Below are 23871 nucleotides of genomic sequence, written 5' to 3'. Positions count from 1 at the left end.
AGTCGCTTATTAAACTTCTGCAAGAATCGGGAACGCATTCCTAATCAGACTTACATATTATGGTTTCTATACCTAACGAATCAAATAATTCTTTGAATTTTGGCGGTATGTCGTCACTGATGATCATGTCTATTTTGGAAAAATCAACAATTTTCCCAAAACTTTTACGGCCGAATTTACTTGCGTCTGCAAGAACGATGACCTGTTGTGCGACGTCGATCATCTTCATATTCAATATAGCTTCCTGCGCATTAGTCGTAGAAATACCAAAATCCAGGTCTATACCGTCTACACCCAAAAACAGCTTTGAACAGAAAAAGTTGTCGAGCGTAGTGTGTGCATACTGACCTGTTACGGAGGTCGAAGTCTTTCGTACAGCTCCTCCTAGTTGAATAATCTCCACATTCTCGTGTTTAATTAGCTCCAGGGTTACATTCAAGGCTGATGTCACTACGGTAAGATTGCCTTGAGGGGCCAATTGACGTGCAAAAAACTGAGTAGTCGTTCCCGATCCGATAATAATCGAATCGTTATTGATTACCAGGTTAGAAGCCGCTTTTGCAATCCTTATTTTTTCCGATTCATGGATTTTTTCTTTCTCAAAAACGGTTCTATCAGTTTGATATGGATTCTGCGATGTCGCACCACCATGTGTACGATACACCAAGCCACTATCTTCCAAAAACTGCAAATCCTTTCTAATTGTTACAGAAGATACTTTTAAATTATCACATAAATCCAATACAGAGACATGTCCGTCTTGCTTTATCTTCCGTATAATATATTGGTGGCGCTCAACATTATTCATATAATATGTATCTGTTTAAAAGGTTATGGGGAATACCCGTGAATGTACATTGTGTTGACACACGGATTCATGGGTATTTCATATTTCTAATGTAAGGAACTTCTTTAACAAAAAAGATAAAATTATTTTTTGTTTCACAAAGTTTCGTTTATTTACGATTTTTGATATATTTACATCATAAATAAAACAAAATCATCATTAAACAAAATGAAGTTCACAAGAAACGAAGCTTATAATTCCATCAATACGACAGAGGAGTGGGATGTAACCATAATTGGTGGAGGGGCCACCGGACTTGGAATTGCTGTTGATGCTGCATCAAGGGGTTACAAAACATTGTTGGTTGAAATGTATGATTTTGCAAAAGGAACCTCTAGTAAAAGCACGAAGTTAGTTCACGGCGGCGTACGCTATTTAGCAAACGGGGATATAAAACTGGTAAAGTCTGCATTAAAAGAAAGAGGGCTGATATTTCAAAATGCGCCACACGTTTCATTTGTTCAGAGCTTTGTAATACCTTCTTACAGTACATTCAATAAATTAAAATTTCTTATCGGATTAAAATTTTACGATTGGATGGCCGGAAATTTAAGAATCGGAAAGTCAACACTGCTCAACAAAAACGAAGTAATTAATAAGATACCGAAAGTAAAAGAGAAGGGTTTAAAGGGAGGTATTCAATATTATGACGGTCAATTTGACGATGCCCGGTTGGCCATAAATCTCGCACAAACCGCTGCAGAACACGGAGCAACGGTCCTTAACTATGCGCAGGTAACGCAAATAACCAAAAGCAATACCGGCAAAGTGAATGGTCTGTCTTTTATGGATAAAACTACAGATAAAGTTTATACCGTTAGGACCAAAGCGCTCATCAACGCGACCGGTATCTTTGTAGATGAGATACTAAAACTAGACACAGCAACCCATCAAAACCTCGTAAGACCGAGCCAGGGAGCGCACATTGTAATTGACAAAAAATTCTTGGGAAATGAAGACGCCCTTATGATTCCCGAAACTAGTGACGGTAGGGTCTTGTTCGGTGTCCCCTGGCATGGTAAAGTACTACTGGGTACTACAGATACGCCATTACATGAAAATCAGATCGAACCACGCCCGTTGGAAGAGGAGATTCAATTTATCTTGGACACGGCAAATGACTACCTGGAAAATGCACCTACCCGTCAAGATGTATTGAGCATATTTGCAGGATTACGTCCTTTGGCTGCTCCAAAACATGGAGACGGAAATAGTACAAAAGAGATCTCCCGCGATCATAAATTATTGAAAAGTGAATCCAATCTCATTACAATTACCGGTGGAAAATGGACCACCTACCGCAAGATGGGTGAAGAGACGGTCGATATGGCCATACGGACTGTCGGACTGGAAAACCGGAAATGCCAGACACATCACCTTGCTATTCATGGATCCACATCGGAGAAAAGAAAAGGGCATTGGCAAGTATACGGCAGCGACTTTCGGGCGATACAGGCGTTGTCGCAAATGGATCCTACTTTATATGAAAAACTTCATGAAAGCTACGACTATACCGCAGCTGAAGTGATATGGGCATGCCGAAACGAGATGATCGTCAAAGTGGAAGACTTCCTAGCAAGACGAACGCGATTGTTGCTACTCGATGCGAAAGCTTCGTTGGAGGCGGCTCCGGTAGTCGCTCGAATCATGGCAAAAGAAATGGGTAAAGACGAAGAATGGGTAATGAAAGAGATAAAAGAATATGACCAATTGGTAAAAAAGTACACCATATAAATTACATGATAACCACATAAACCATAAACACATGAAGAAGGAGTATATACTTTCTTTGGATCAGGGAACGACAAGTTCTAGAGCTATTCTATTCGACAAACGGGGGAAAATAATCAATATAGCCCAAAAGGAATTTACGCAGATTTTCCCGAAATCAGGCTGGGTAGAACACGATGCCCAAGAAATTTGGTCTACGCAAGTCGCCGTAATGACAGAAGTTATTGCTAAATCCAAACTAAGAACGGAATCCATAAAAGCGATAGGTATTACCAACCAACGGGAAACTACGATTGTATGGAATAAAAAAACGGGCAAGCCTATTTACCATGCGATTGTATGGCAGGATCGACGCACCGCGGATTACTGCAAAACAATAGCCGAAAAAGGTTTAGATAAAATTATTCAGGAAAAGACCGGATTGTTAATTGACTCTTATTTCTCGGCTTCCAAAATAAACTGGATTCTAAACCATGTAAGCGGTGCACGGGCTATGGCTGAGAAGGGGGAACTCGCTTTTGGAACAGTGGACTCTTGGTTAGTTTATAATTTAACAAACGGAGAGAAACACATCACGGACGTAACAAACGCATCACGGACACTTCTCTTTAATATCAATACACTAACATGGGATGATGAACTGTTAGACATTTTTGAAATTCCCAAATCCATGCTGCCAGAGGTATGCAGTAGCTCAGAAGTATATGGCGAAACAAGTACAGAACTGGGAACCAATCGCATTCCTATTGCCGGTATAGCAGGCGACCAACAAGCCGCGTTATTCGGTCAGCTTTGCACACAGAAGGGTATGGTAAAAAACACATACGGTACAGGGTGTTTTTTACTCATGAATATTGGCGACAAACCGGTTATTTCGAAAAATAACCTGGTGACGACCGTTGCGTGGAAAATCGGCAATGAAGTGAACTATGCACTGGAAGGAAGCATCTTCATTGGCGGTGCGGTGGTACAGTGGCTACGCGATGAGTTGGGAATAATAAGAAAATCCAATGAAATTGAAAAATTAGCGACAAGTGTGCCCAATACAGACGGGGTTTATCTCGTTCCCGCTTTTTCCGGCCTTGGTGCCCCGCATTGGAATTCGCAGGCAAGGGGAACTTTATTGGGCCTTTCAAGGGGATCTAACGATGCACATGTCGCGCGGGCTGCTCTGGAGAGCATTGCTTACCAAACCTACGACATTTTAAAAGCCATGGAAATAGACTCGAAAGCGAAAATCAAAGAATTGCGCGTTGATGGCGGAGCAACCAATAATAATTTCCTGATGCAATTCCAGGCAGATATCCTAAAGACCAACGTGGTAAGACCAGCTATTACGGAGACCACAGCGATGGGAGCTGCTTTTTTAGCTGGTTTAGCTGTTGGATACTGGAAAGATATCGAGGAACTAAAGACGCTGTGGAAAGAAGACAAAACTTTCCATTTTGCCACGGAGAAAGATTTCGGAATACAGCTTCATGAATGGAAGAGGGCTACAGATACCGCAAAATTCTGGGCTGATTATAATTAGTTATCCAACATTATAAAACCTTATTGTTATGACACCATTTGTAGCAGAATTAATAGGCACCGGTGCGATGATCCTCTTAGGTGGAGGGGTGGTTGCCAATGTAGTTTTAAAAAACACCAAAGGCAATAATTCGGGTTGGATTGTAATTTGCACAGGCTGGGCGCTAGCCGTATTTGTAGGCGTAAATATCGCCGGTCCGCATAGCGGTGCCCACTTAAATTGGGCGGTTAGTATAGCCAATTTTGCCTTAGGAAAATTGGACATGTCTACTACCCTATCGTACATGCTCGCCCAACTTTTCGGTGCAATGATCGGCGCATTATTGGTATGGATTATGTACAAAGATCATTTTGACCAGACGGATGATGCCGGCGCAAAACAAGCTGTCTTTTGTACGTCTCCGGCAATCCGAAATTTACCGATCAATCTTTTTAGCGAGGTGCTTGGCACCTTTGTACTTATTTTCACAATTTTGCATTTTAAAGATGCGTCGCTATCCGACTCTACGCCTATTGGATTGGGATCGATCGGTGCTATACCCGTCGCCTTTTTGGTATGGGCCATCGGTCTATCATTGGGCGGCACAACTGGATATGCCATTAACCCTGCCAGAGACTTAGGTCCCCGCATTATACACGCTATTTTACCTATTAAAAACAAAGCAAATTTTAACGTTTCTTACGCATGGATACCCATACTCGGTCCAATGGTCGGAGGTATTACAGCTGCGTTATTATACGGCATATTGAATTAAAAACGCATAAATTAACATTGCGTTAATATTAGAAAGCACATTTTTGTAACCAATATTAAAATAAAGAAAACCTTATGTTAACAAGAAAGCTTGAAAAAGTAAAACCCAAAAAAAACCTTTCGAAGGTTTTATGGCTTGCTTTGGCTACAGCTTGCTATTCGGGAAGTAATGTGTATGCCAACGTTGTTCATCCCATGGAGCAGACAAGCAGCCAGGAAAAGGTCCGGATCAAAGGAAGAACAGTAGATGGCAGTACAAGCCAACCTTTGGGATCAGTTTCGATACGTGTGAATGGACAATCGTTGCTATCTACCAAGGCAGATGGAACATTTGAACTTGATGTACCTATTGGCGCTCAGGTTAGCTTCCAATTGATCGGTTATGAGACTTTTACAAAGGCATATACAGAAAACGCTGAAAATATAGTGGTTTCTCTTACCGAATCTTCGCAAGAAATAACGGAGGTTGTTGTCACGGCGTTGGGAATAGAACGACAAAAGAAGGCGCTAGGCTATGCAGCTACAGAGTTGAAAGGCGAACAGCTGACCGATGCCTTACCTAATAACTGGTCTGAGGCGCTATCAGGTCGTGTCGCTGGTGTGAACTTAGTCCGTTCTGGAGCTGGACCAGCTGGTTCAAATAAAATTATCCTTCGAGGAGAGAATAACATTACGGGAAGCAATGATGCGCTAATCGTAATTGATGGAGTTGTTGTGAGTAACAGCAGCGGGAATCAGGTGGGAACTGGATCAGGAGCTTATTTAGGGGGGGATTCGCCGACCGACTTTGGAACGGGGATCAACGATATCAATCCCGAGGACATTGAGACATTAACAGTGCTCAAAGGAGCAAATGCAACAGCACTCTATGGTCAACGTGGCGCAAATGGCGCGATCGTTATCACGACAAAATCCGGCAAGGCGAGAAAAGGTATTGGTGTTACACTGACTTCAAATGCTACGATGGAATCTATTTCCAGATGGCCCGATTATCAATACGAGTATGGACAAGGTACGGAAGGTGTACGTTATTATTCCTTTTTAGCAGGCCCAGATGGTGCTAGTACCCGTAGCACGAGTTCGGCTTGGGGACCAAAATTTGACGGTCAGTACTTTTTCCAGTACGACCCGGTAACACAAACCCGTGCTACCGAACGCACACTTTGGCAGGCCTATCCCAATGAACGCAAAAACTTTTTCCAAACAGGGACAACATTTACCAATTCGGTGAGTTTAGATGGTGGTGATGAGAAAACGCAGGTCCGCTTTTCCTTTACCGATCTACGTAACAATTGGATCCTTCCAAACACGGGTTATGAACGAAACAATGCTTCCTTGACAGCGGGTCACAATGTAACGGACAAATTAAGAATACAAGTACGGTTAAACTATCGCCAAAATCGAAGTGATAATTTGCCCTCTTCTGGTTACAATAATCAATCGCTTATGTATTGGAACATGTTCTGGCAACCTAATGCGTCGTTGGATTGGTTGAAAGATTATTGGCAACATGGTCAAGAGAATATTTTTCAAAATTATCCGTATAGCAGTTTGGTCGACAATCCTTATCTTATTAGCAACGAGATGTTGAATAAAAATAAACGACATGGATTAACGGGTAATGTGGAAGCTTCTTATAAATTCTCCGACGAATGGCAATTAATGGTTCGAACTACCTTAGATTTAAATGCAGAAAACAGAAGTCAGCAACGCCCTTGGGATACCGAAAAATTTCGTAAGGGGATGTATCGCACCCAAACCATCAATAACACGGAATCCTCGTCCGACATCATGTTGACCTATAATAAAGAAATTAATTCAGATTTTAAAATACGTTTGACAGCGGGGGGAAGTACACTGCGCAATGAAAGTTCATTGGAACGCAATGCAGCTGATTCCTTAGCTTATCCTGGCATTTTTAATCTTGGCAATGCGGCGGGTGTCTTAATTAGCACACCATATCGCAGTGAATTAGTAATTAATAGTATATACGCACTGGGTACGATTTCCTACAAAGACTTTTTATTTGCCGATCTTTCTTTCCGGAACGATTGGAACAGTGCATTAGCTTCCCCTATAAACAAAGGGGATCCATTCCGCTATCCTTCATTCAATTTAAGTTTTGTGTTATCCGATGTAATCAATTTACCAAAGCAATTTTCGCTTCTCAAATTTCGCGGATCTGCTGCTGAGGTTGGAAGTGGCACAATGACGGCGTATCAAACCTCATACAATTACAATGTTGACCCCACCTTTCCAGGTGGACGCTCTAACCCAACGGGAATGCCGAATTTGTTACTCGAACCCTTGAGCACTTGGAGTTATGAGGCAGGCGCAGATATCGCTATGTTTTCGGGACGATTCTCACTCAACATGACTTATTATACGGCCAAGACATCAAATCAACATCTAAGGGCTATAGTAGATAGATCTTCCGGAGCAACAAACATACTGGTAAATGCCGGATTACTTCGAAATAGCGGCTTTGAACTAGAGTCTAGGATTATTCCTATTCGAAAAGAAAACTTCCAATGGACAATGAGTCCTACCTTCAGTACAAATAAAAATAAAGTACTGGAATTGACTGAAGATATGGAAGAGATGATCCTGCAGAATGGACCGGGAAGCCGTGGTGCTATTATTGCAAAAGTAGGTTCACGGATGGACGATCTTTATGGCCGCGGTTACCTACGCGCCCCAGATGGACAGATTATTTACGAAAACGGCCTTCCGATGTTAACCGATACCATGCAATATATTGGCCAGACAAATCCAGCTTGGAGAGTAGGCTTACATAACGAATTTCGTTATAAACAATTCCGTTTAGGATTTATGTTTGACGCCCAATTCGGAGCCGTTGGATATTCATTAACCTCAGCAGTACATGGTGAGCAAGGGAAAACAAAAAACACATTGCCTGGACGATACAATGGAATTATCGGAAATGGAGTGATTGATAATGGTGACGGTACCTACCGACCTAACGATGTGATTGCAACAAATGTATGGGACTACTACAATGCACATTTAGGTCGCGACAATGTAGAAGGTACATCCTATTCCACTGACTTCCTAAAGCTTCGTGAGGTACGTTTCGACTACAGTTTAAGTCCGACATTGCTTTCCCACATCGGTTTACAACGTGCAACCGTTGGAGTGTTCGGGAGGGATTTATTTATTTGGTCGACCTGGCCAGCATTTGATCCCGAATTTGGCACACTAGGTAATGGAGATATTACCCGTGGTTTTGAGCTTGGACAATTTCCCGCTACCAGAACCTTTGGATTAAATCTAGTTATAGGGTTATAAAAAACATGATGAAGATGAAATTTATTAATAAAACGATATATTTTCTTGGACTAGGAATTGCTTCAATGGTTATAACGACTTCCTGCAATAAAAATTTTCAGGAAATCAACACCAATCCGAATACCAGTCCGAAAGTACAGCCAGAAAATCTACTGGCTCCCGCAATTACAAAGGTGGTAGGCTATAATATGAACCGGAGTCAGCGTATAACAAATGAGTTAATGCAGGTGACGGTAAACATGGGTGATGGCGATGGCCGGATCTTTAGATATGACATTCGTACCAGCGAAGGCGATTACATGTGGAACAATCTCTATCTGCAGCTTAGAAACTTTCGGGATATCTATGAATTTGGAGAAGAACTTAACCAACCCGAATACATGGCAGTTGCGCAGATCTGCGAGGCATGGATCTTTTCTATACTGACCGACATATACGGCGACATCCCCTATTCAGAAGCATTGCGAGCGAAGGATCTTAATCTTGTTCGCCCCGTATTTGACAGGCAACAGGACATCTATCCCTCATTGTTTGAAAAATTGGAAGAAGCAAATACGCTGTTACGGGGACTAGGTCAAAATGTGGCTATTTCAAGTGGATCTGATCCTATTTTTGGAGGCGATATGCGAAAATGGCGTCAATTTGGAAATTCGCTATACTTACGTTTGGCATTACGTCTTTCCCATAAGTTAGAACTCAACACTCCTGCCATCATCAAAAAGATAGTCGACGAATCGCCTCTTATCTATCCGATCATGATAAGTAACGATCATTCCGCAATTTTACGTTGGACAGGTACAGCTCCTTATGTTTCTCCTTTTGCTACCTGGCGACCGGCAGATTGGTATGCGCCAAAATCAGCAAGCTTCTTTATTGATAATTTGAATGAACGTAGTGATCCTAGAATTGTAACATGGGCAGCCCTATCAAATGGTGATTATTTTGGTATACCCAGTGGATATCCTATTGGGCAGCCTCCCGTGGCCGGCTCAACCTTAAATACGGGCTTAATGTCAAACCCTTTGCTCGGCAATATCCTAAATTACAGCGAAGTACAGTTTATTCTGGCCGAAGCTGCTGTTAAAGGTTGGATCTCCACGGAATCTGCACAGACTTATTACGAAAGAGGCACTGTAGCTGGTATACAGCTGTGGGGGCATGAAGTTCCATCATTTTATCTAAGTACGGATCTCGTTGCCTGGGACGACACGTATAATGAGTATCAAAAAATGGAGCTGATTCACCTACAGAAATATTATGCTTTATTTTTCACGGATATGCAGTCTTGGTTTGAATACAGACGGACTGGTCATCCAACTTTACCCATTGGATCAGGTCATCTAAACGGAGGAAGAATGCCTGCTCGGCTTAATTACCCAGTTTATATACAATCTGCAAACCGAGAAAACTACCTAAAGGCTGTGGAACAACAGGGACCAGATAATATCAATACGTTGGTTTGGTGGCAACGTCCGTAATATTACAATGTAAAATATAAAGTGATGAAAAAAATTTTAACATATATCTTTTTAATGCTAGCGTGCATTTTAGTAATGCAGGCCTGCGAGAAGAGGGACTTCCTTAATGGCACCCCGAGTCCCTACATCGCCATTGAAGACTTAAGACAAATACATAAAGGCAGCGATGTGCAGATGACGGCAGAACGCCTCGCACAAGCGCAACAAATTACGGGGGTCGTTGTTTCTAACTTACAAAGTGGTAACACTCCTGACGGTATGATTAATATACAGCAAGCCAGACCTGGGAAATTACACGGTATTGCACTTAAGGTTGGGAATCTCGCCAGCAATTATCAGGTAGGTGATTCAATATTTGTAAATGTAAGCAACAAAGAATTGAAACGTAACGGCTTTCTTTACGTCGACGGTATTGCGTCTACGGATATTAAAGTGATTACTAAAGTATCTAGAATATATAGGCGTAACATCACCGCATCTGCAATTTACCAGCGACCGAATGACTATGAAAGCACGATTGTGCGGATAGTGGGTGGCGAAATGTTTCCTCGTCCGGAAGCGGGACAAACATTTTCTGGCGTAAGACGAATGGTAAACGGTGCGGACACATTAACTATTCGTACACTACCGACAGCTCCATTCGCGGACCTGCAGGTACCTCGTAATATTAACGTTCAGGGTTTACTATTGGGTGATTCAGAACATCAGGGTGTTATGTCCATTTGGCCAAGCTCATCGGCAGACATTGAAGACGTTTCGGATCCTGAGATACCCGGTGACTTAGGTGATATGCCACTTATTTTTACCGGCTATTGTCCTGATCCCGAAGGAGGTGACGGGAACTATGAGTACATCCAACTCCTTGCGAATACAGACATCAATTTTGCTGAAATACCGTTTTCTGTAGTTACAACAAATAATGCAACAGCAAATCAACCGAATGCCGGAGCTGCTCCCGGAGCGGGTTGGGCTACCGGTGGAGCGCGCACACTTAAATTCAATCTGACTGAAGGTTCGGTAAAAAAAGGCGAATTTTTCTATGTGGGTGGACATCAAAAACGGATTAATGGCGCCAATTCAACCTCTTTGTCCGAATTAAATTGGGTAAGAGCAATTCCATACGCGAGCAGCGGTGGTGATGGTCTTGGTGATATAAATTCCAATATCTTAGCCAACAGCGGTCATGCTGGTGGAATGGCATTATTTGTTGGCACAAACATTAATGAAGCAACAGTTCCCATTGATCTAGTGTTTTTTGGAGGCCTAGGTACAGCGACCGTAGTAGACTCTGTAAATAATCGGGGTTACCGCGTCGCCAACAATGACCATTATCGGCCATTCCATCTAGAGACCGGAGAGCCTCAGGCATTCTTCTCTATGGGGACCAATCAATATCGTATTCCACATTTTATCCCAGCGAATGTTGGTATGTTTATCCAACTGGGTGGTATATTTAATATGACAACAAGGAAATGGGATACAGTACGCGGCTACAATGCATATTTATTGACTAAGCAAACCCCAGCAAGCGCACTCGAGGAGGGAGAACTTGTGACACAACAGACAGAATAAACTATTGACTCTCAATAAGCAGGTTCCTACTATCGTTTTGGTAAAAGGTTCCTGCTTATTATTATAATCCTCCTAATTGAACTGATAATTATGTTAAGAAAACAAAAAATTACCGTTATGATGCCTAAGATTACCAACCTTTTCTCCCTGTTTGTAATTCTTACCTTTATAACGATATCCTGCGCAAAATCTACATCTGAACCCGATCACGAGGAGAATCCAACAGAACAGACCAACAGACTTCAAATTGAAGAGGTAACAATTCCGACAGTATGGGACGTTCAAACGGAAAGTGAGTTAAAAATTAGTGGCAAAGGATATAAAATTGGTGATGTGATTACCTTTCAACCTTTAAACGGAATGCCAGATGCGTTTACATTTACATTGAACGAGGTGTATGAAGACCACACTATTTTACCCGTACCAGTAGCTCTAAAAGATGGAAGATATACCTTAATCTTGTCTCGAGGAAAACTTTCGCAAACGCTGGGCTCCGCGAGTTTTAACTTCGTCTTGCGTGCTGACATTCCAAATAAAGATGGAAAAACCGTAAAGGGTGTTGTCCATGTAGCAGGTAAGGGATTGGCTAACGTGGTAGTTTCAGATGGTTACGAAATAACCCAGACCGACGAAGACGGTGTATATTACTTGAGTTCCAACAAGAGAACAGGATATGTGTTTATTTCTATTCCTAGCAATTACGAAGTGAGCAACAGCAATCACAACCTTCCTTTATTCTATCGTTACTTGAACACGAATCCCACGACCATCGACACGCGGGATTTTGAATTGACTCCTGTCAATAACGAGAACCACATTCTGCTTGTTCTGGGAGATATGCATCTAGCGAATCGAAACAACGATCTAACACAGTTTCAAAACGGATTTATTTCCGATTTAAACAACGTAATTGCAACTCATAAGGCATCTGGAAAAAAAGTGTATGGGCTCACGTTAGGTGATCTCACCTGGGAAACCTATTGGTATAGCAACAATTTTGCCTTGCCTGAATATCTACAGCAGATAAAAAATGTTAATGCTCAAGTGTTTAATATCATAGGAAACCACGATAACGATCCGTACTTTGCCAACGATTGGATGGCTGAAAATGCCTATCGACGCACGATTGGACCTACATATTATTCGTTCAACTTAGGTAAAGTACACTATATTGTACTCGACAATACGGAATACATTAACACTGGGGGGTCTTCCGGAGTCGTAGGAAATAGAAATTACAACGCGAAATTTACCGAACCGCAAATGGACTGGCTGACGAAAGATTTAGAAACAGTCGATCCATCCACACCAATTATTGTCGCTACGCATATACAATTACACAATGCACCAAATGCTACTGGAAGTATCCCATCGTATCGCACCAGTAATGCTGGACAGTTGATAACTGCATTAAATCGGTTCGAGAATGCACACATAATAACCGGCCACACCCATATTAACTACCGCGTACCTCGCGACAACAAAATTATGGAACACAACACCGCGGCTGTCTGTGCTACTTGGTGGTGGACAGGACGAGACGGCTATTCCAATAACCATATCGCCCCTGATGGAAGTCCTGGTGGTTACGGAATTTGGGAGATGACGGGTAAGGATATCAAATGGCATTATAAATCCATTGGCTACGAAAAAGAATATCAGTTCAGATCCTATGACTTGAATAATGTGCACATTACAGCAGCTAACTATGCGCCAAATGCAAACAGTCAACACCAGAATTTAGTCAGTCAGTATGCATTTGATTTTTCCGCTAAAAACGAAAACAATGAGGTTCTAATTAATGTCTGGGGATACGATCCAAAATGGACAGTTTCCGTCTCAGAAAATGGCATCCCTTTAAACGTGCAGCGCGTGTCATCCAGAGACCCCCTGCATATTATATCTTATGGTATGAAACGCTTAAATGTGAATGCCGTTCCGACCTTTGATGCAGCCAACACTTCGCACATGTTCAAGGTAAAAGCATCATCTCCTACTACAAACTTGCAAATCACCGTAAAAGATCGTTTTGGGAATAATTACACCGAAACCATGGAAAGACCTAAAGCTTTCACGTATACTATGCGTTAATAATTAAGATGAACAGAAGAGAATTTTTAAAATCCACGAGTCTTCTAGTCGGCGGACTATGTCTATCAGGCCGTGCTTTTGGATCTATACAAGCGCAAGATAAGGGGAAGCGTATTAAAGGACGTGTAAAAGCTGCGGGAAAAGGAGTCCAAAACGTCGTCGTTTCCGATGGATACCATGTGGTAAAGACGGATAGAAAAGGAAGATATACGCTTGCGTTAAATAAAAATGCGGAACATATCTTCATCGCTACACCCTCGGGGTATCAAATAAAAAAAGTAGGTGGTTTTGCTGCAATCTATCTATCCGTATCAGATAGAAACTACAATTTTGATCTCAAAAAAAATGCTTTTGATGATAGCCATCATTTCTTTCTTGCTCTGGGTGATCCTCAGATCCGTGTTAAAGAAGATGCCAAGCAATTTCAGGAGGAATCGATTGCAGACATCAACAGCTTACTCCACAGAAGCGACCAAAAAAGGTTCCATGGCATTAGCTTGGGCGATTCCATATGGGACAAATCCACCATGTGGGTGCCCTATCAAGAAGCCATAGCGAAAATTGGCATCCCCTTCTTTCAGGTTGTGGGAAACCATGACAAAAATGAGATCACGAAAGAGGAGTCTGATGCCAACAACTTATTTAAGAATTATTTTGGCCCAGCTTATTACTCCTTTAACCGGGGAAGAGTACACTATATCATGTTAGATAATGTACGTTACGCGAACATAAAAGACTATGATGGACATATCAGCGAAGAGCAACTTAGTTGGTTGCGAAAAGACCTAAGTTTTGTCCCTAAAGATCAGATACTCATTATTAGCGCGCACATTCCTATCTATAACGGTGTAAAAAATCGGGAAGAGCTATATGCGTTGTTAACCGATTTTGAACAGGTCCATATTCTTTCCGGACACACCCATACCAATGCCAACCAAGTTGATCAACACATATATGAACATACTCATGCTTCTCTTTGTGGTGCCTGGTGGACGGGGCCAATTTGCGCGGATGGTACGCCGCGTGGATATGGTGTATTTGAAGTTGATGGCACCAACGTGTCCTGGTATTATAAATCAATCGGGCGCGACCGTTCGTATCAGTTTAGGTGCTATATCCAGCATTTAGATCATGATATAAACCGTATTACGGTAAACGTTTGGAACTATGATCCACAGTGGAAAGTGACATGGTATGCCGACGGTGTATTTAAAGGCCCTCTAGAACAAATTAAAGGCTACGATGAACTAGCTTTGAAATTATACAAAGGCGACGATCTCCCTGCCGACCGCAGAGGATGGGTCGAACCCAAACGTACTGCTCATATATTTTTCACGCAGTGTAATGCGAAAACAGTTACGATTGTTGTCACCGATCGTTTTGGAAACATTTATGAAGAAACACTCGACTTAAAATCATAATTTTAAACATGCAAAAAAAATTTATCATCCTATTATCCGTTGCTATGGCTACCATTCTAACTAATTGTCAAGTACAGAAGCATCCGACATCTGAATTTCCGACCTTCTCCTACGAAGGCCATCGCGGAGCTCGCGGATTATATCCGGAAAATTCTATTGGTGCAATGAAAACAGCGATCGATTTCCCTAAGGTCACGACCCTAGAAATGGACTGTCATATTACGAAAGATAAAAAAGTAGTGGTATACCATGATCACTATCTAAATCCAAAATTCGTGCAATATGCGAACGGAAAGGAATTGAAGGGGCAAGACGATAAGGGCTTAATCTATGATTATACGTGGCCTGAATTGGAAACGTTTGATATCGGATCGAAATATTATGCAGACTTTCCTGATCAGAAAAAAATTAAAACACAAATTTCGTTGCTAAGCACGGCGATCGATGAAGCGGAGGCCTATGCAAAGCTGAAACGGAAAACCCCCATGTATTATAATATCGAAACCAAAAGTAAAGAAGATAAATATCATGTGTACCACCCCGCGCCACAAGAATTTTCTGATCTTATATTACAAGTCGTCATAGAAAAAGGTATTGCTCCGCGGACCGTAATTCAATCATTCGATAAACGTACAATACAATACATCAATAAAACCTATCCTCAGATTAAAACATCTTATTTAATCGATGCGAAGAATACAAAAACAATAGAGGAACTCGTTGAAGAATTGGGCTTTACACCTTTTATCATCAGCCCTAATTATCAGCTAGTGAATGTGGAATTTGTAAAACAAGCGCATAGCCGAGGTATTAAAGTGATCCCTTGGACAGTAAACACGAAAAAAGACATCCAAAATTTGGTGAATTTAGATGTGGACGGTATTATTAGTGATTATCCAAATTTATTTTAAAACTTAAATGCTCAATCTTTTTAAGCCAGCGGTACACAAGCCGCAACTGCCTGCAAACCGAATTGATCCCGAATATAAGAAAATGCGTCTGCAGGTTTTCATCGGTATCTTTATCGGATATGCCGCTTATTACTTTGTACGTAAGAACTTTTCTTTTTCCATTAAAGACCTGCAGGAAACGATGGGATACACAAAAGCGGAATTGGGTTTTGCCATGTCTGCGCTATCCATCGCCTATGGCTTAAGCAAATTTTTAATGGGGAATGTGTCTGATCGAAGTAATGCGCGCTATTTCTTGGCTACAGGATTGATTTTATCATCACTTACGATGATCTTTATGGGCTTCTCTTCGTTTGCAACATCGTCTATTACCATTATGTTTGCGCTTTTATTCATAAATGGCTGGGTTCAGGGCATGGGTTGGCCGGCTTGCGGACGGGTAGTCGTACATTGGTACTCTATTAGAGAAAGAGGTACGGCGATGTCCATCTGGAATCTAGCACATAATGTTGGTGGTTTCCTTGTCGGCCCTTTAACGATATTAGGTGTCGAGCTTTTTGTGGACTGGCAGGCTAGGCTTTATTTCCCGGGATTAGCTGCTATAGTTGTTGCTTTTATTGCTATTCTATTGGTGAGAGACACACCGCAATCGTGTGGCCTACCTCCTATAGAGGAATATCATAAGGACTATCCTAAAACATATGATTCTTCACAAGAGAAAGAGTTCAGCGCAAAAGAAATATTTCTCAAATATGTTTTAAACAATAAATTACTATGGTTTATTGCTGTTGCAAATGCTTTTGTATATTTAGTACGAAACGGAATAGTAAATTGGGCACCGACGTTTTTACAGGAAGCAAAGCATTTTACCTCTTCTGAAGCTGCTTGGTCCGCTTCATTTTATGAACTCGCCGCCATTCCTGGAACGATTCTATGTGGTGTATTGAGTGATAAGGTCTTTAGCGGACGAAGAGCCCCCGTTACGGTCATCTATATGACCCTCACATTCATTGCAGTTTTTATTTACTGGACGGCACCAGGCACAAACCAATGGATTGTAAACCTCTCTTTATGGGCAATAGGTTTTTTAATTTATGGCCCCGTGATGCTTATTGGCGTGCAGGCATTGGATCTTGTCCCCAAAAAGGCCGCCGGAACCGCTGCTGGATTAACTGGCTTATTCGGATATTTTATCGGCGATCTGTTGGCAAATGCCGCACTTGGTGCCCTTGTCGATAAAAGCGGATGGGATGCTTGTTTTGAAGCGATCCTATCTGCCTGTGCTTTGGCTATATTATTTACAGCATTGACATGGAATAAAGAAAAAGAATTCTTAAGACTAAAATAGATGTGGCATATGCCCCGAGTTAAATTATAAATCTACTTAAAACTTTTGCAGTACCTTGGGGTTTTAGGTATAATGAACGTTACGCAAAATGAAAAAAGTTCTATTTAAATTTTTAAACGACATCAATAAGGCTGTATTGCCAAAATACAGCAAACAAGATCCATCAACATTAAGTAAGCTGCAACAGGCTGTTTTAGCCTACCGCTATTACGTATTAATAAACGCATTGGATTAAAACTCAACATCTGATCCGGTGTAAAGGTTTGGGGGAATAATAAAAATGAAGGATTAACTTAGTCAGTTTTTTTGTCCATCGCATCACCTTTCCGTCGTTGCCACGACAGGGTCTTCATTTTTTTCTTGATAAAAAAACGAAGCAAAAAAATCAAGACTTGATCAATGTTACGCTAAAAGCTTTTGGATTTACTAAACAGCTCCAAGCCGCTTCGCTTCGGGGATCTGTTCTTAACGCAAATCCAAAAGCTTTCTTAACGCGACATCGATCTAGGTCGTCCTTTTWAMTTCTGCTGAAATTAAACATTACAATCTAGATGCMCACAATAATGCATTATCCTTACACTCCCGACAAATGTCGCCTTAGCGGGTCGACAATTGCAGGAATGGTGAACCGTCGTGTCGAGCCGGTACAGCGACGAGTTTTTGATTCCTTTTTGCGGAAAAAAGGAATGCCCCTCGCCGGCATAGAGGCGAAAAAGAAATTGTTTAAGAAAAACCTTCTTTTAAATTCATCTCCTCATCAGAAGTTAACCTACTCTATCAAATAGCTGGAAAAATTTAAATAACTTTAACCTATGATTTATTTGGACAACAATGCGACCACTTACATTGCGGATGAAGTTTTTGAGACCATCCTCCCCTATTTACAGGAAGAATATGGAAATGCTTCCAGTATTCAGCATAAAATAGGAAGAAACGCCAATCATGCAGTAGAATATGCGAGAACGGTAATCGCCAATCACCTTCATGCGAAACCGAAAGAGATACTATTTACGAGTGGTTCCACGGAGTCTGTTAATATGGTATTAAAAGGCATTTTTGAACGATATCATTTAAAAGGTAATCATATCATAACCTGCCAGACTGAACACAAGGCGGTACTCAGTACTTGCGCATATTTAGAAAAAAAGGGTGCAACGGTAACCTATCTCCCAGTTGACAGGAACGGGCAAATTGATCTCGAACTGTTACACAGCAGCATCACTGAACATACGATCTTGGTGTGTTTAATGGCCGCAAATAACGAGACGGGCATTATACATCCATTAAAAGCAATAGCCGAAATCTGTCAAGAAAAAGACACCTTATTCTTTTGTGATGCAACACAGTATATCGGCAAAGAAAAACTAGATTTACAGCGCATTCCAATCGATATCGTGTGTTTTAATGGGCACAAACTGCACGGACCGAAAGGAGTTGGCGCACTTTTCATCAGGAGAAAATCTAAGCCAATACAAATCGCTCCTCTGGTACATGGGGGGAACCAAGAAAATGGTCTCCGAGGTGGCACCTATAATGTCGCGGGAATTGCCGGTCTTGCCAAAGCCCTTGAACTTATAGACTACTCGACGCATGTGAAGGAACTTCGAGATTACTTTGAAAAATCCCTGATGGTACAAATCGATGAATGTACCATTCATGCCACTCAGTTTCGCCGAATCCATAATACGAGCAATGTGTTGTTCAAGTATGTAAAGGGGTCGGAATTAATGACCAATTTGCCGAATATCGCCCTATCATCTGGCTCGGCATGTGTCTCAGGAAGCCGGGATCCGTCGCATGTGCTAAAGGCAATGCACCTATCCGATGAAGAAGCCTATTGTAGCTTACGGTTTAGCTTTAGCCGCTACAATACGATGGCTCAAGTAGACATCGTCGTACAGGAAATAGCAAGCGCAGTGACCAAAATCAGAAATTCATCTCCCATCTGGCAATTGTACAAATCGGGGAAGCTTGAATAATTTTACAATCGACAAACGATTAGCTATTGAGAAAAGCAAAATTATTACCGAAGTTTGTAATACACTATTTTAGGAAGCACATATGGTAACCATCACTGATAAAGCAAAAGAACGTATCCTCACGATACTTAGTGCAGAAAATTACGATCAAAATTATTTTGTTCGTGTTGCAGTGGAGAGCGGAGGATGTTCTGGACTGTCGTACAAGTTAGACTTTGATAACGAAGAAAAAAAGGGTGACCAATTTTTTGAAGATAAGGGGATAAAAATTTGCTTAGATATTAAGTCTTACCTGTATTTGGCTGGGACAGAATTAGACTACTCAGACGGATTAAATGGCAAAGGATTTGAATTTCACAATCCCAACGCTTCTCGTTCCTGTGCCTGTGGCGAGAGTTTTTCCGTTTAATAAACATCTTGAATGCTATTCCTTATGACACATTATCCTTTGCCGGTTATACCGGCAATGTTCGTTACGATGGTGTTATTTAACGAAGTACAAATGTCCTAACGTACGATACAGCATCCCCTAATGCTGTATCAATTTGAGCGGAACAGCATACACATCAAGTTCCCCATCATTTGACAAAAATCTCTTTTAAGGAACTTTTCTCTGAACTAAAAGATTTCATAAAAAACAGCACATTCCATTATCAAATTCATTACTTTTGCATTTGAATTTTGTAATTATTGCATCGACACATCACGACATCACGATGAGAAGGTACACGTAGCAATCTTCCAACTTTATGTAGGATAGATCGTCGCGGCTTCATATTTCAGGTTCGCGATACAACAGATATATAGCGGACAACTATTGTGATGCACTAACAACTATTAAAATCAAAAAAAACAATTAGATGTCCGCCGAGGCATTATTTTGAGGGAACATATGGCACGTAATTTATTAAAAAGAGAACAAGCGATAACGTTTGTTAAAGAGATTTTTTCGACTAAGCTAAAGCAAGTTTTAAACTTAATTCCTGTATCTTCTCCGTTAGTAGTGTTGGACGGAACGGGAATTAACGACGATTTGAATGGCATTGAACGTCCTGTTGTTTTTCCGATAAAGTCACTAAACGAGCAACGGGCTGTTGTGGTTCATTCGCTTGCTAAATGGAAGCGGGTGCGTCTTAAGGATCTAGAGTTAGAAGCCGGCGAAGGTATCTTAACGGATATGCGTGCCTTGCGCCCGGACGAAGACTATACACCCATTCATTCCATTTATGTAGATCAATGGGATTGGGAAAAAGCAATAGCCCCTACCGATAGAACCCTGTCTTATTTGAAAGATACTGTCCGAAAAATTTATTCTGTGATGGTTGAAACAGAAAAAGCGGTAGAACACCAATACCCAGAGAAAAAAGCTATTCTTCCGACATCTATTCATTTTATATCTTCGGAAGAACTATTAGTTCGATATCCTGATGCTACGGCTAAAGAACGTGAAAACGCCGTTGTCAAAGAATACGGGGCTGTATTCATATATGGAATAGGCCATGCTTTGTCAAATGGTTTTCCCCATGACGGAAGAGCAGCAGACTATGATGATTGGAGTACGGATAACGAGGAGGGTTATAAAGGGTTGAACGGTGACATATTGGTTTGGAACCCTCTTTTAAACTGTGCATTCGAACTGTCATCAATGGGTATCCGAGTTGATAAAAAGGCGCTCCACACACAATTGGAAATCCGGCATAGCCTTGATCGTTCTCAGTTATCTTTTCACCAAATGCTGCTAAACGATCTGTTACCTGAATCTATTGGTGGTGGTATCGGGCAATCTAGGGTATGTATGTTCATGTTGAAACTGGCACATATTGGAGAGGTACAAGTTAGCATTTGGGACGAGGAGAAAAAGAAAACACTTGCTGAACAAGATATATACTTATTGTAAGGCAAGCTGTTATATATACAATGCTATTTTTGTACAAATAGCATTGTATAACAGATAAATCTATTTCAACAATTTAACCGAATAGAGATCCGATCTTCTATCTTTCAATATTTTTACCGTTCCATATTCGTGAAGATCTCTTAACGCATATAAATCAACATCAGCAATCAATACCATTTCTGTATTTGGAGTGGCTTCTGCTTTTATGGCGTTATTCGGGAATGCAAAATCGGACGGCGTAAAAACGGCCGACTGAGAATATTGGATATCCATGTTATTAACTCGGGGCAAATTACCGACTGAGCCAGCAATAGCCACATAACATTCATTCTCTATAGCCCTAGCCTGTGCGCAAGCTCTGACACGCATGTATCCATTCTGTGTATCCGTCATGAACGGGACGAAGAGGATTTGCATCCCCTGATCGGCTAGGATTCTTCCCAATTCGGGAAATTCAACATCATAACAAATAAGTAGACCTACTTTACCACAATCTGTATCAAAAACTTTCACTTCGTTTCCACCTACCATGCCATAATATTTAAATTCATTCGGCGTAATGTGTACTTTTTTAAAGGAATCTAACTGGCCATTTCGGTGGCATAGGTAAGACACGTTGTACAATTTATTTCGCTCAATCAACGGCATAGAACCGGCGATGATATTGATATTATAGGATACGGCAAACTGCTGAATTTTTTGGATGATGTCTTTCGTATGTTCCGCTAACTTTTCCATCGCCATACGTTCAGGCATCTCGTTGTATGGACGCATCAACGGCGTATTGAAAAACTCGGGAAAAACGACAAAATCTGATCCGTAATCGCTAACTGCATCTACAAAAAACTCGACCTGATCGTAAAACTCTTCAATATCTTTGAATAACCGCATCTGCCATTGCACAAGTCCTAAGCGTATAGCTTGTTTTGTTGCAGAAGGAGATTTTACATCCGGTTCGTAATAAATATTATTCCATTCCAACAGCGTAGCGAATTCCATTGATTCTTTATCTTCGGGCAAGTAATGTTTTAAGATTTTTTTTACATGAAAGTCGTTTGATAATTGAAACGTCAATGTAGGATCATAAATTTCTTTTCGTTTGACGCGGTCAATGTATACACGTGGACTTATTTCGTCCGAATAGTTATGGTAATTGGGAATCCGTCCACCAGCAACGATGCTTTTAAGATTCATCTGCTCACATAGTTCCTTCCTTGCGTCGTAAAGACGCCGTCCAAGGCGAAGCGAGCGATATTCGGGATGCACAAAAACTTCTATCCCGTATAATGTATCTCCTTCGTCATCATGTTTGAAAAATTTCCCGTCATCAATTATTTCGTAATAGCTATCGAAGATGTTGGATTTTTTAGAATTTAAGATAATCGATAGCGCACAGGCTACCACTTTTCCGTCTACTTCCACACACAACTGTCCTCCCGGAAATAAATCAATCAAATCCACTATATTCTCTCGACTCCAAATTTCACCAGCCCCTTGATAGGCCTCCGTCATTGATTTCTTTAAATCGGAATAATCCTTTTTTGTCAAAACGCGCACGTTAATATCCATAAATTTTAGCTGTTTTTTTGAGGGAAAAGATTTGTATTAATCCCAGTTAATGAAAGAAGAGATGCAAAAGTGATACCAATTTGCCCTAGGTGAGTAAATGTGAATTCGGAAATACTAATGGTCTTATATGTTATAAGACCATTTGTATTTCCGAAATTAAGCTTCTCCTTTTGGGCCACCAAAATTCAGTGGAAAAGGGACATCTCGAGAATCTATAGATCCATTTTGACTTTCATAGCGGTTGACATTATCTTGTAAGGCTCCTAACAACCGTTTCGCATGTTCTGGCGTGAGAATGATTCTTGACTTAACCTTAGCTTTCGGCACCCCTGGCATAATACGAATGAAATCTACTACAAACTCCGTATTAGAATGCGTTATAATAGCTAAATTAGAATAAATCCCTTCGGCAGTTTCTTCGCTTAATTCTATGCTGATCTCGTTATTATCCGGATTATTTTGATTGTTGTCGTTCATCGTTATTTCAATAAATATTAATTGCTAAAGGTACGGAAATCCTGATCCTTTTTTATAGTCAACACCGTTTCATAAATTAAACGGATTACATTGTCTACGTCTTCCTTGTGAATCATTTCTACGGTCGTATGCATATACCGTAATGGTAAAGAAATCAATGCTGAGGGAACACCACCATTCGAATAGGCAAACGCGTCGGTATCGGTTCCTGTAAAGCGCGAAGAAGCTTGACGCTGAAATGGAATATCATGTTGTTGGGCCACAGAAATTAGCAGCCTGTTGAGATTGATTTGCACAGCTGGTGCGTAAGATACTACTGGACCTCTGCCACAGGCAAGATCGCCTTGTGTAATCTTGTTGATCATCGGAGTTTGGGTATCATGGGTTACATCTGTTACAATCGCGACATTTGGCTTAATGTAATCAGCTATCATCTCGGCTCCTCGAAGTCCAATTTCTTCCTGCACCGAATTAACGACATACAAGCCAAAGGGAAGCTTCTTCTTATTTTCTTTCAGTAGACGGGCAACTTCAGCAATCATAAAACCGCCTGCACGATTATCTAAAGCTCTGCCTACATAATATCGATTATTCAATATCATAAACTCATCTTCATAGGTAACGACCGTACCCACATGAATCCCCAACGCCTCTACTTCCTCCTTGGAGGTACATCCACAGTCCAAAAAGATATTTTTAAGTGACGGGCCTTCCTCCTTCTCTCCTGATCGCGTGTGAATAGCAGGCCACCCAAAAACTGCCTTTACCACCCCGTTGTCTGTATGGATATTTACACGTTTGGAGGGTGCAATCTGATGATCGGAACCACCGTTTCGTATCACATAGATCAATCCATCCTTTGTAATATAGTTCACAAACCAAGAAATTTCATCGGCATGGGCTTCAATGACTACTTTATATTTAGCATCCGGATTAATAATACCAACTGCTGTTCCG

At 41.1% G+C, this 23871-nt stretch carries 18 protein-coding genes; 14 read left to right on the top strand and 4 right to left on the bottom strand.

Annotated elements, in window-relative coordinates:
* Positions 1–40: 40 nt before the first annotated feature.
* Positions 41–808 carry a DeoR/GlpR family DNA-binding transcription regulator gene (locus C4F40_RS16205; RefSeq protein ID WP_196940473.1) on the bottom strand — a complete coding sequence of 256 codons (768 nt, stop codon included), beginning with the start codon at positions 806–808 and terminating at the stop codon, positions 41–43.
* Positions 809–1015: 207 nt separating this feature from the next.
* On the opposite strand from C4F40_RS16205, the gene C4F40_RS16200 reads away from it, so the two are divergent.
* From C4F40_RS16200 to asnA, 14 genes are all read left to right on the top strand, one after another.
* Positions 1016–2581 (top strand): glycerol-3-phosphate dehydrogenase/oxidase, encoded by a 1566-nt coding sequence (locus C4F40_RS16200; RefSeq protein ID WP_196940472.1) that lies wholly within the window; start codon positions 1016–1018, stop codon positions 2579–2581.
* 31 nt (positions 2582–2612) lie between these two features.
* Complete coding sequence (gene glpK / locus C4F40_RS16195) at positions 2613–4109, top strand: glycerol kinase GlpK (protein ID WP_196940471.1); 1497 nt, start codon at positions 2613–2615, stop codon at positions 4107–4109.
* 28 nt (positions 4110–4137) lie between these two features.
* Positions 4138–4863, top strand: coding sequence for an MIP/aquaporin family protein (locus C4F40_RS16190; RefSeq protein WP_196940470.1), 726 nt, complete (start codon positions 4138–4140; stop codon positions 4861–4863).
* Between the two features lie 74 nt (positions 4864–4937).
* Complete coding sequence (locus tag C4F40_RS16185) at positions 4938–8171, top strand: SusC/RagA family TonB-linked outer membrane protein (protein ID WP_196940469.1); 3234 nt, start codon at positions 4938–4940, stop codon at positions 8169–8171.
* Between the two features lie 14 nt (positions 8172–8185).
* Complete coding sequence (locus C4F40_RS16180; RefSeq protein ID WP_231390096.1) at positions 8186–9649, top strand: SusD/RagB family nutrient-binding outer membrane lipoprotein; 1464 nt, start codon at positions 8186–8188, stop codon at positions 9647–9649.
* A 24-nt stretch (positions 9650–9673) separates the two neighbouring features.
* Positions 9674–11221: a DUF5689 domain-containing protein gene (locus tag C4F40_RS16175; RefSeq protein WP_196940468.1), complete on the top strand. Its 1548-nt coding sequence runs from the start codon at positions 9674–9676 to the stop codon at positions 11219–11221.
* A gap of 90 nt (positions 11222–11311) precedes the next feature.
* On the top strand, positions 11312–13312 hold the full coding sequence (locus C4F40_RS16170) for a calcineurin-like phosphoesterase C-terminal domain-containing protein (RefSeq protein ID WP_196940467.1): 2001 nt from the start codon (positions 11312–11314) through the stop codon (positions 13310–13312).
* Positions 13313–13320: 8 nt separating this feature from the next.
* Positions 13321–14733, top strand: a complete 1413-nt coding sequence (locus C4F40_RS16165; RefSeq protein ID WP_196940466.1) for a calcineurin-like phosphoesterase C-terminal domain-containing protein — start codon at positions 13321–13323, stop codon at positions 14731–14733.
* An 8-nt stretch (positions 14734–14741) separates the two neighbouring features.
* Complete coding sequence (locus C4F40_RS16160) at positions 14742–15644, top strand: glycerophosphodiester phosphodiesterase family protein (RefSeq protein ID WP_196940465.1); 903 nt, start codon at positions 14742–14744, stop codon at positions 15642–15644.
* Positions 15645–15651: 7 nt separating this feature from the next.
* Positions 15652–16992: a glycerol-3-phosphate transporter gene (gene glpT / locus C4F40_RS16155; protein ID WP_196940464.1), complete on the top strand. Its 1341-nt coding sequence runs from the start codon at positions 15652–15654 to the stop codon at positions 16990–16992.
* A gap of 88 nt (positions 16993–17080) precedes the next feature.
* Complete coding sequence (locus tag C4F40_RS16150) at positions 17081–17227, top strand: hypothetical protein (protein WP_196940463.1); 147 nt, start codon at positions 17081–17083, stop codon at positions 17225–17227.
* Positions 17228–17804: 577 nt separating this feature from the next.
* Complete coding sequence (locus C4F40_RS16145) at positions 17805–18971, top strand: cysteine desulfurase family protein (protein WP_196940462.1); 1167 nt, start codon at positions 17805–17807, stop codon at positions 18969–18971.
* 82 nt (positions 18972–19053) lie between these two features.
* Positions 19054–19380: a HesB/IscA family protein gene (locus C4F40_RS16140; protein ID WP_196940461.1), complete on the top strand. Its 327-nt coding sequence runs from the start codon at positions 19054–19056 to the stop codon at positions 19378–19380.
* Positions 19381–19863: 483 nt separating this feature from the next.
* Positions 19864–20868, top strand: a complete 1005-nt coding sequence (gene asnA, locus C4F40_RS16135) for an aspartate--ammonia ligase (protein WP_196940460.1) — start codon at positions 19864–19866, stop codon at positions 20866–20868.
* Positions 20869–20928: 60 nt separating this feature from the next.
* Here the strand turns inward: asnA and C4F40_RS16130 are convergent, their stop codons facing one another.
* The 3 genes from C4F40_RS16130 to C4F40_RS16120 form a co-directional block, all read right to left on the bottom strand.
* On the bottom strand, positions 20929–22437 hold the full coding sequence (locus tag C4F40_RS16130; RefSeq protein WP_196940459.1) for a carbon-nitrogen hydrolase family protein: 1509 nt from the start codon (positions 22435–22437) through the stop codon (positions 20929–20931).
* 156 nt (positions 22438–22593) lie between these two features.
* A complete protein-coding gene (locus C4F40_RS16125) occupies positions 22594–22914 on the bottom strand; it encodes a DUF3467 domain-containing protein (protein WP_196940458.1) in 321 nt (106 codons plus the stop codon).
* Between the two features lie 17 nt (positions 22915–22931).
* A partial coding sequence (locus tag C4F40_RS16120; protein WP_196940457.1) for a M20/M25/M40 family metallo-hydrolase occupies positions 22932–23871 on the bottom strand: 940 nt, incomplete at its 5' end.

The sequence above is a fragment of the Sphingobacterium pedocola genome (assembly GCF_015209965.1).
GTDB classification, from domain to species: Bacteria; Bacteroidota; Bacteroidia; order Sphingobacteriales; family Sphingobacteriaceae; genus Sphingobacterium; species Sphingobacterium pedocola.
This window is presented reverse-complemented; position numbering and strand designations above follow the sequence as displayed.

What these genes read in the sequence shown, in the direction of transcription:
- C4F40_RS16170 (WP_196940467.1), top strand. Translation starts at nt 11,312, where the DNA reads ATGTTAAGAAAACAAAAAATTACCGTTATGATGCCTAAGATTACCAAC.
- C4F40_RS16160 (WP_196940465.1), top strand. Translation starts at nt 14,742, where the DNA reads ATGCAAAAAAAATTTATCATCCTATTATCCGTTGCTATGGCTACCATT.
- C4F40_RS16200 (WP_196940472.1), top strand. Translation starts at nt 1,016, where the DNA reads ATGAAGTTCACAAGAAACGAAGCTTATAATTCCATCAATACGACAGAG.
- C4F40_RS16190 (WP_196940470.1), top strand. Translation starts at nt 4,138, where the DNA reads ATGACACCATTTGTAGCAGAATTAATAGGCACCGGTGCGATGATCCTC.
- C4F40_RS16185 (WP_196940469.1), top strand. Translation starts at nt 4,938, where the DNA reads ATGTTAACAAGAAAGCTTGAAAAAGTAAAACCCAAAAAAAACCTTTCG.
- C4F40_RS16205 (WP_196940473.1), bottom strand. Translation starts at nt 808, where the DNA reads ATGAATAATGTTGAGCGCCACCAATATATTATACGGAAGATAAAGCAA.
- C4F40_RS16145 (WP_196940462.1), top strand. Translation starts at nt 17,805, where the DNA reads ATGATTTATTTGGACAACAATGCGACCACTTACATTGCGGATGAAGTT.
- C4F40_RS16125 (WP_196940458.1), bottom strand. Translation starts at nt 22,914, where the DNA reads ATGAACGACAACAATCAAAATAATCCGGATAATAACGAGATCAGCATA.
- C4F40_RS16130 (WP_196940459.1), bottom strand. Translation starts at nt 22,437, where the DNA reads ATGGATATTAACGTGCGCGTTTTGACAAAAAAGGATTATTCCGATTTA.
- glpT (WP_196940464.1), top strand. Translation starts at nt 15,652, where the DNA reads ATGCTCAATCTTTTTAAGCCAGCGGTACACAAGCCGCAACTGCCTGCA.
- C4F40_RS16180 (WP_231390096.1), top strand. Translation starts at nt 8,186, where the DNA reads ATGAAATTTATTAATAAAACGATATATTTTCTTGGACTAGGAATTGCT.
- C4F40_RS16175 (WP_196940468.1), top strand. Translation starts at nt 9,674, where the DNA reads ATGAAAAAAATTTTAACATATATCTTTTTAATGCTAGCGTGCATTTTA.
- asnA (WP_196940460.1), top strand. Translation starts at nt 19,864, where the DNA reads ATGGCACGTAATTTATTAAAAAGAGAACAAGCGATAACGTTTGTTAAA.
- C4F40_RS16150 (WP_196940463.1), top strand. Translation starts at nt 17,081, where the DNA reads ATGAAAAAAGTTCTATTTAAATTTTTAAACGACATCAATAAGGCTGTA.
- C4F40_RS16140 (WP_196940461.1), top strand. Translation starts at nt 19,054, where the DNA reads ATGGTAACCATCACTGATAAAGCAAAAGAACGTATCCTCACGATACTT.
- C4F40_RS16165 (WP_196940466.1), top strand. Translation starts at nt 13,321, where the DNA reads ATGAACAGAAGAGAATTTTTAAAATCCACGAGTCTTCTAGTCGGCGGA.
- glpK (WP_196940471.1), top strand. Translation starts at nt 2,613, where the DNA reads ATGAAGAAGGAGTATATACTTTCTTTGGATCAGGGAACGACAAGTTCT.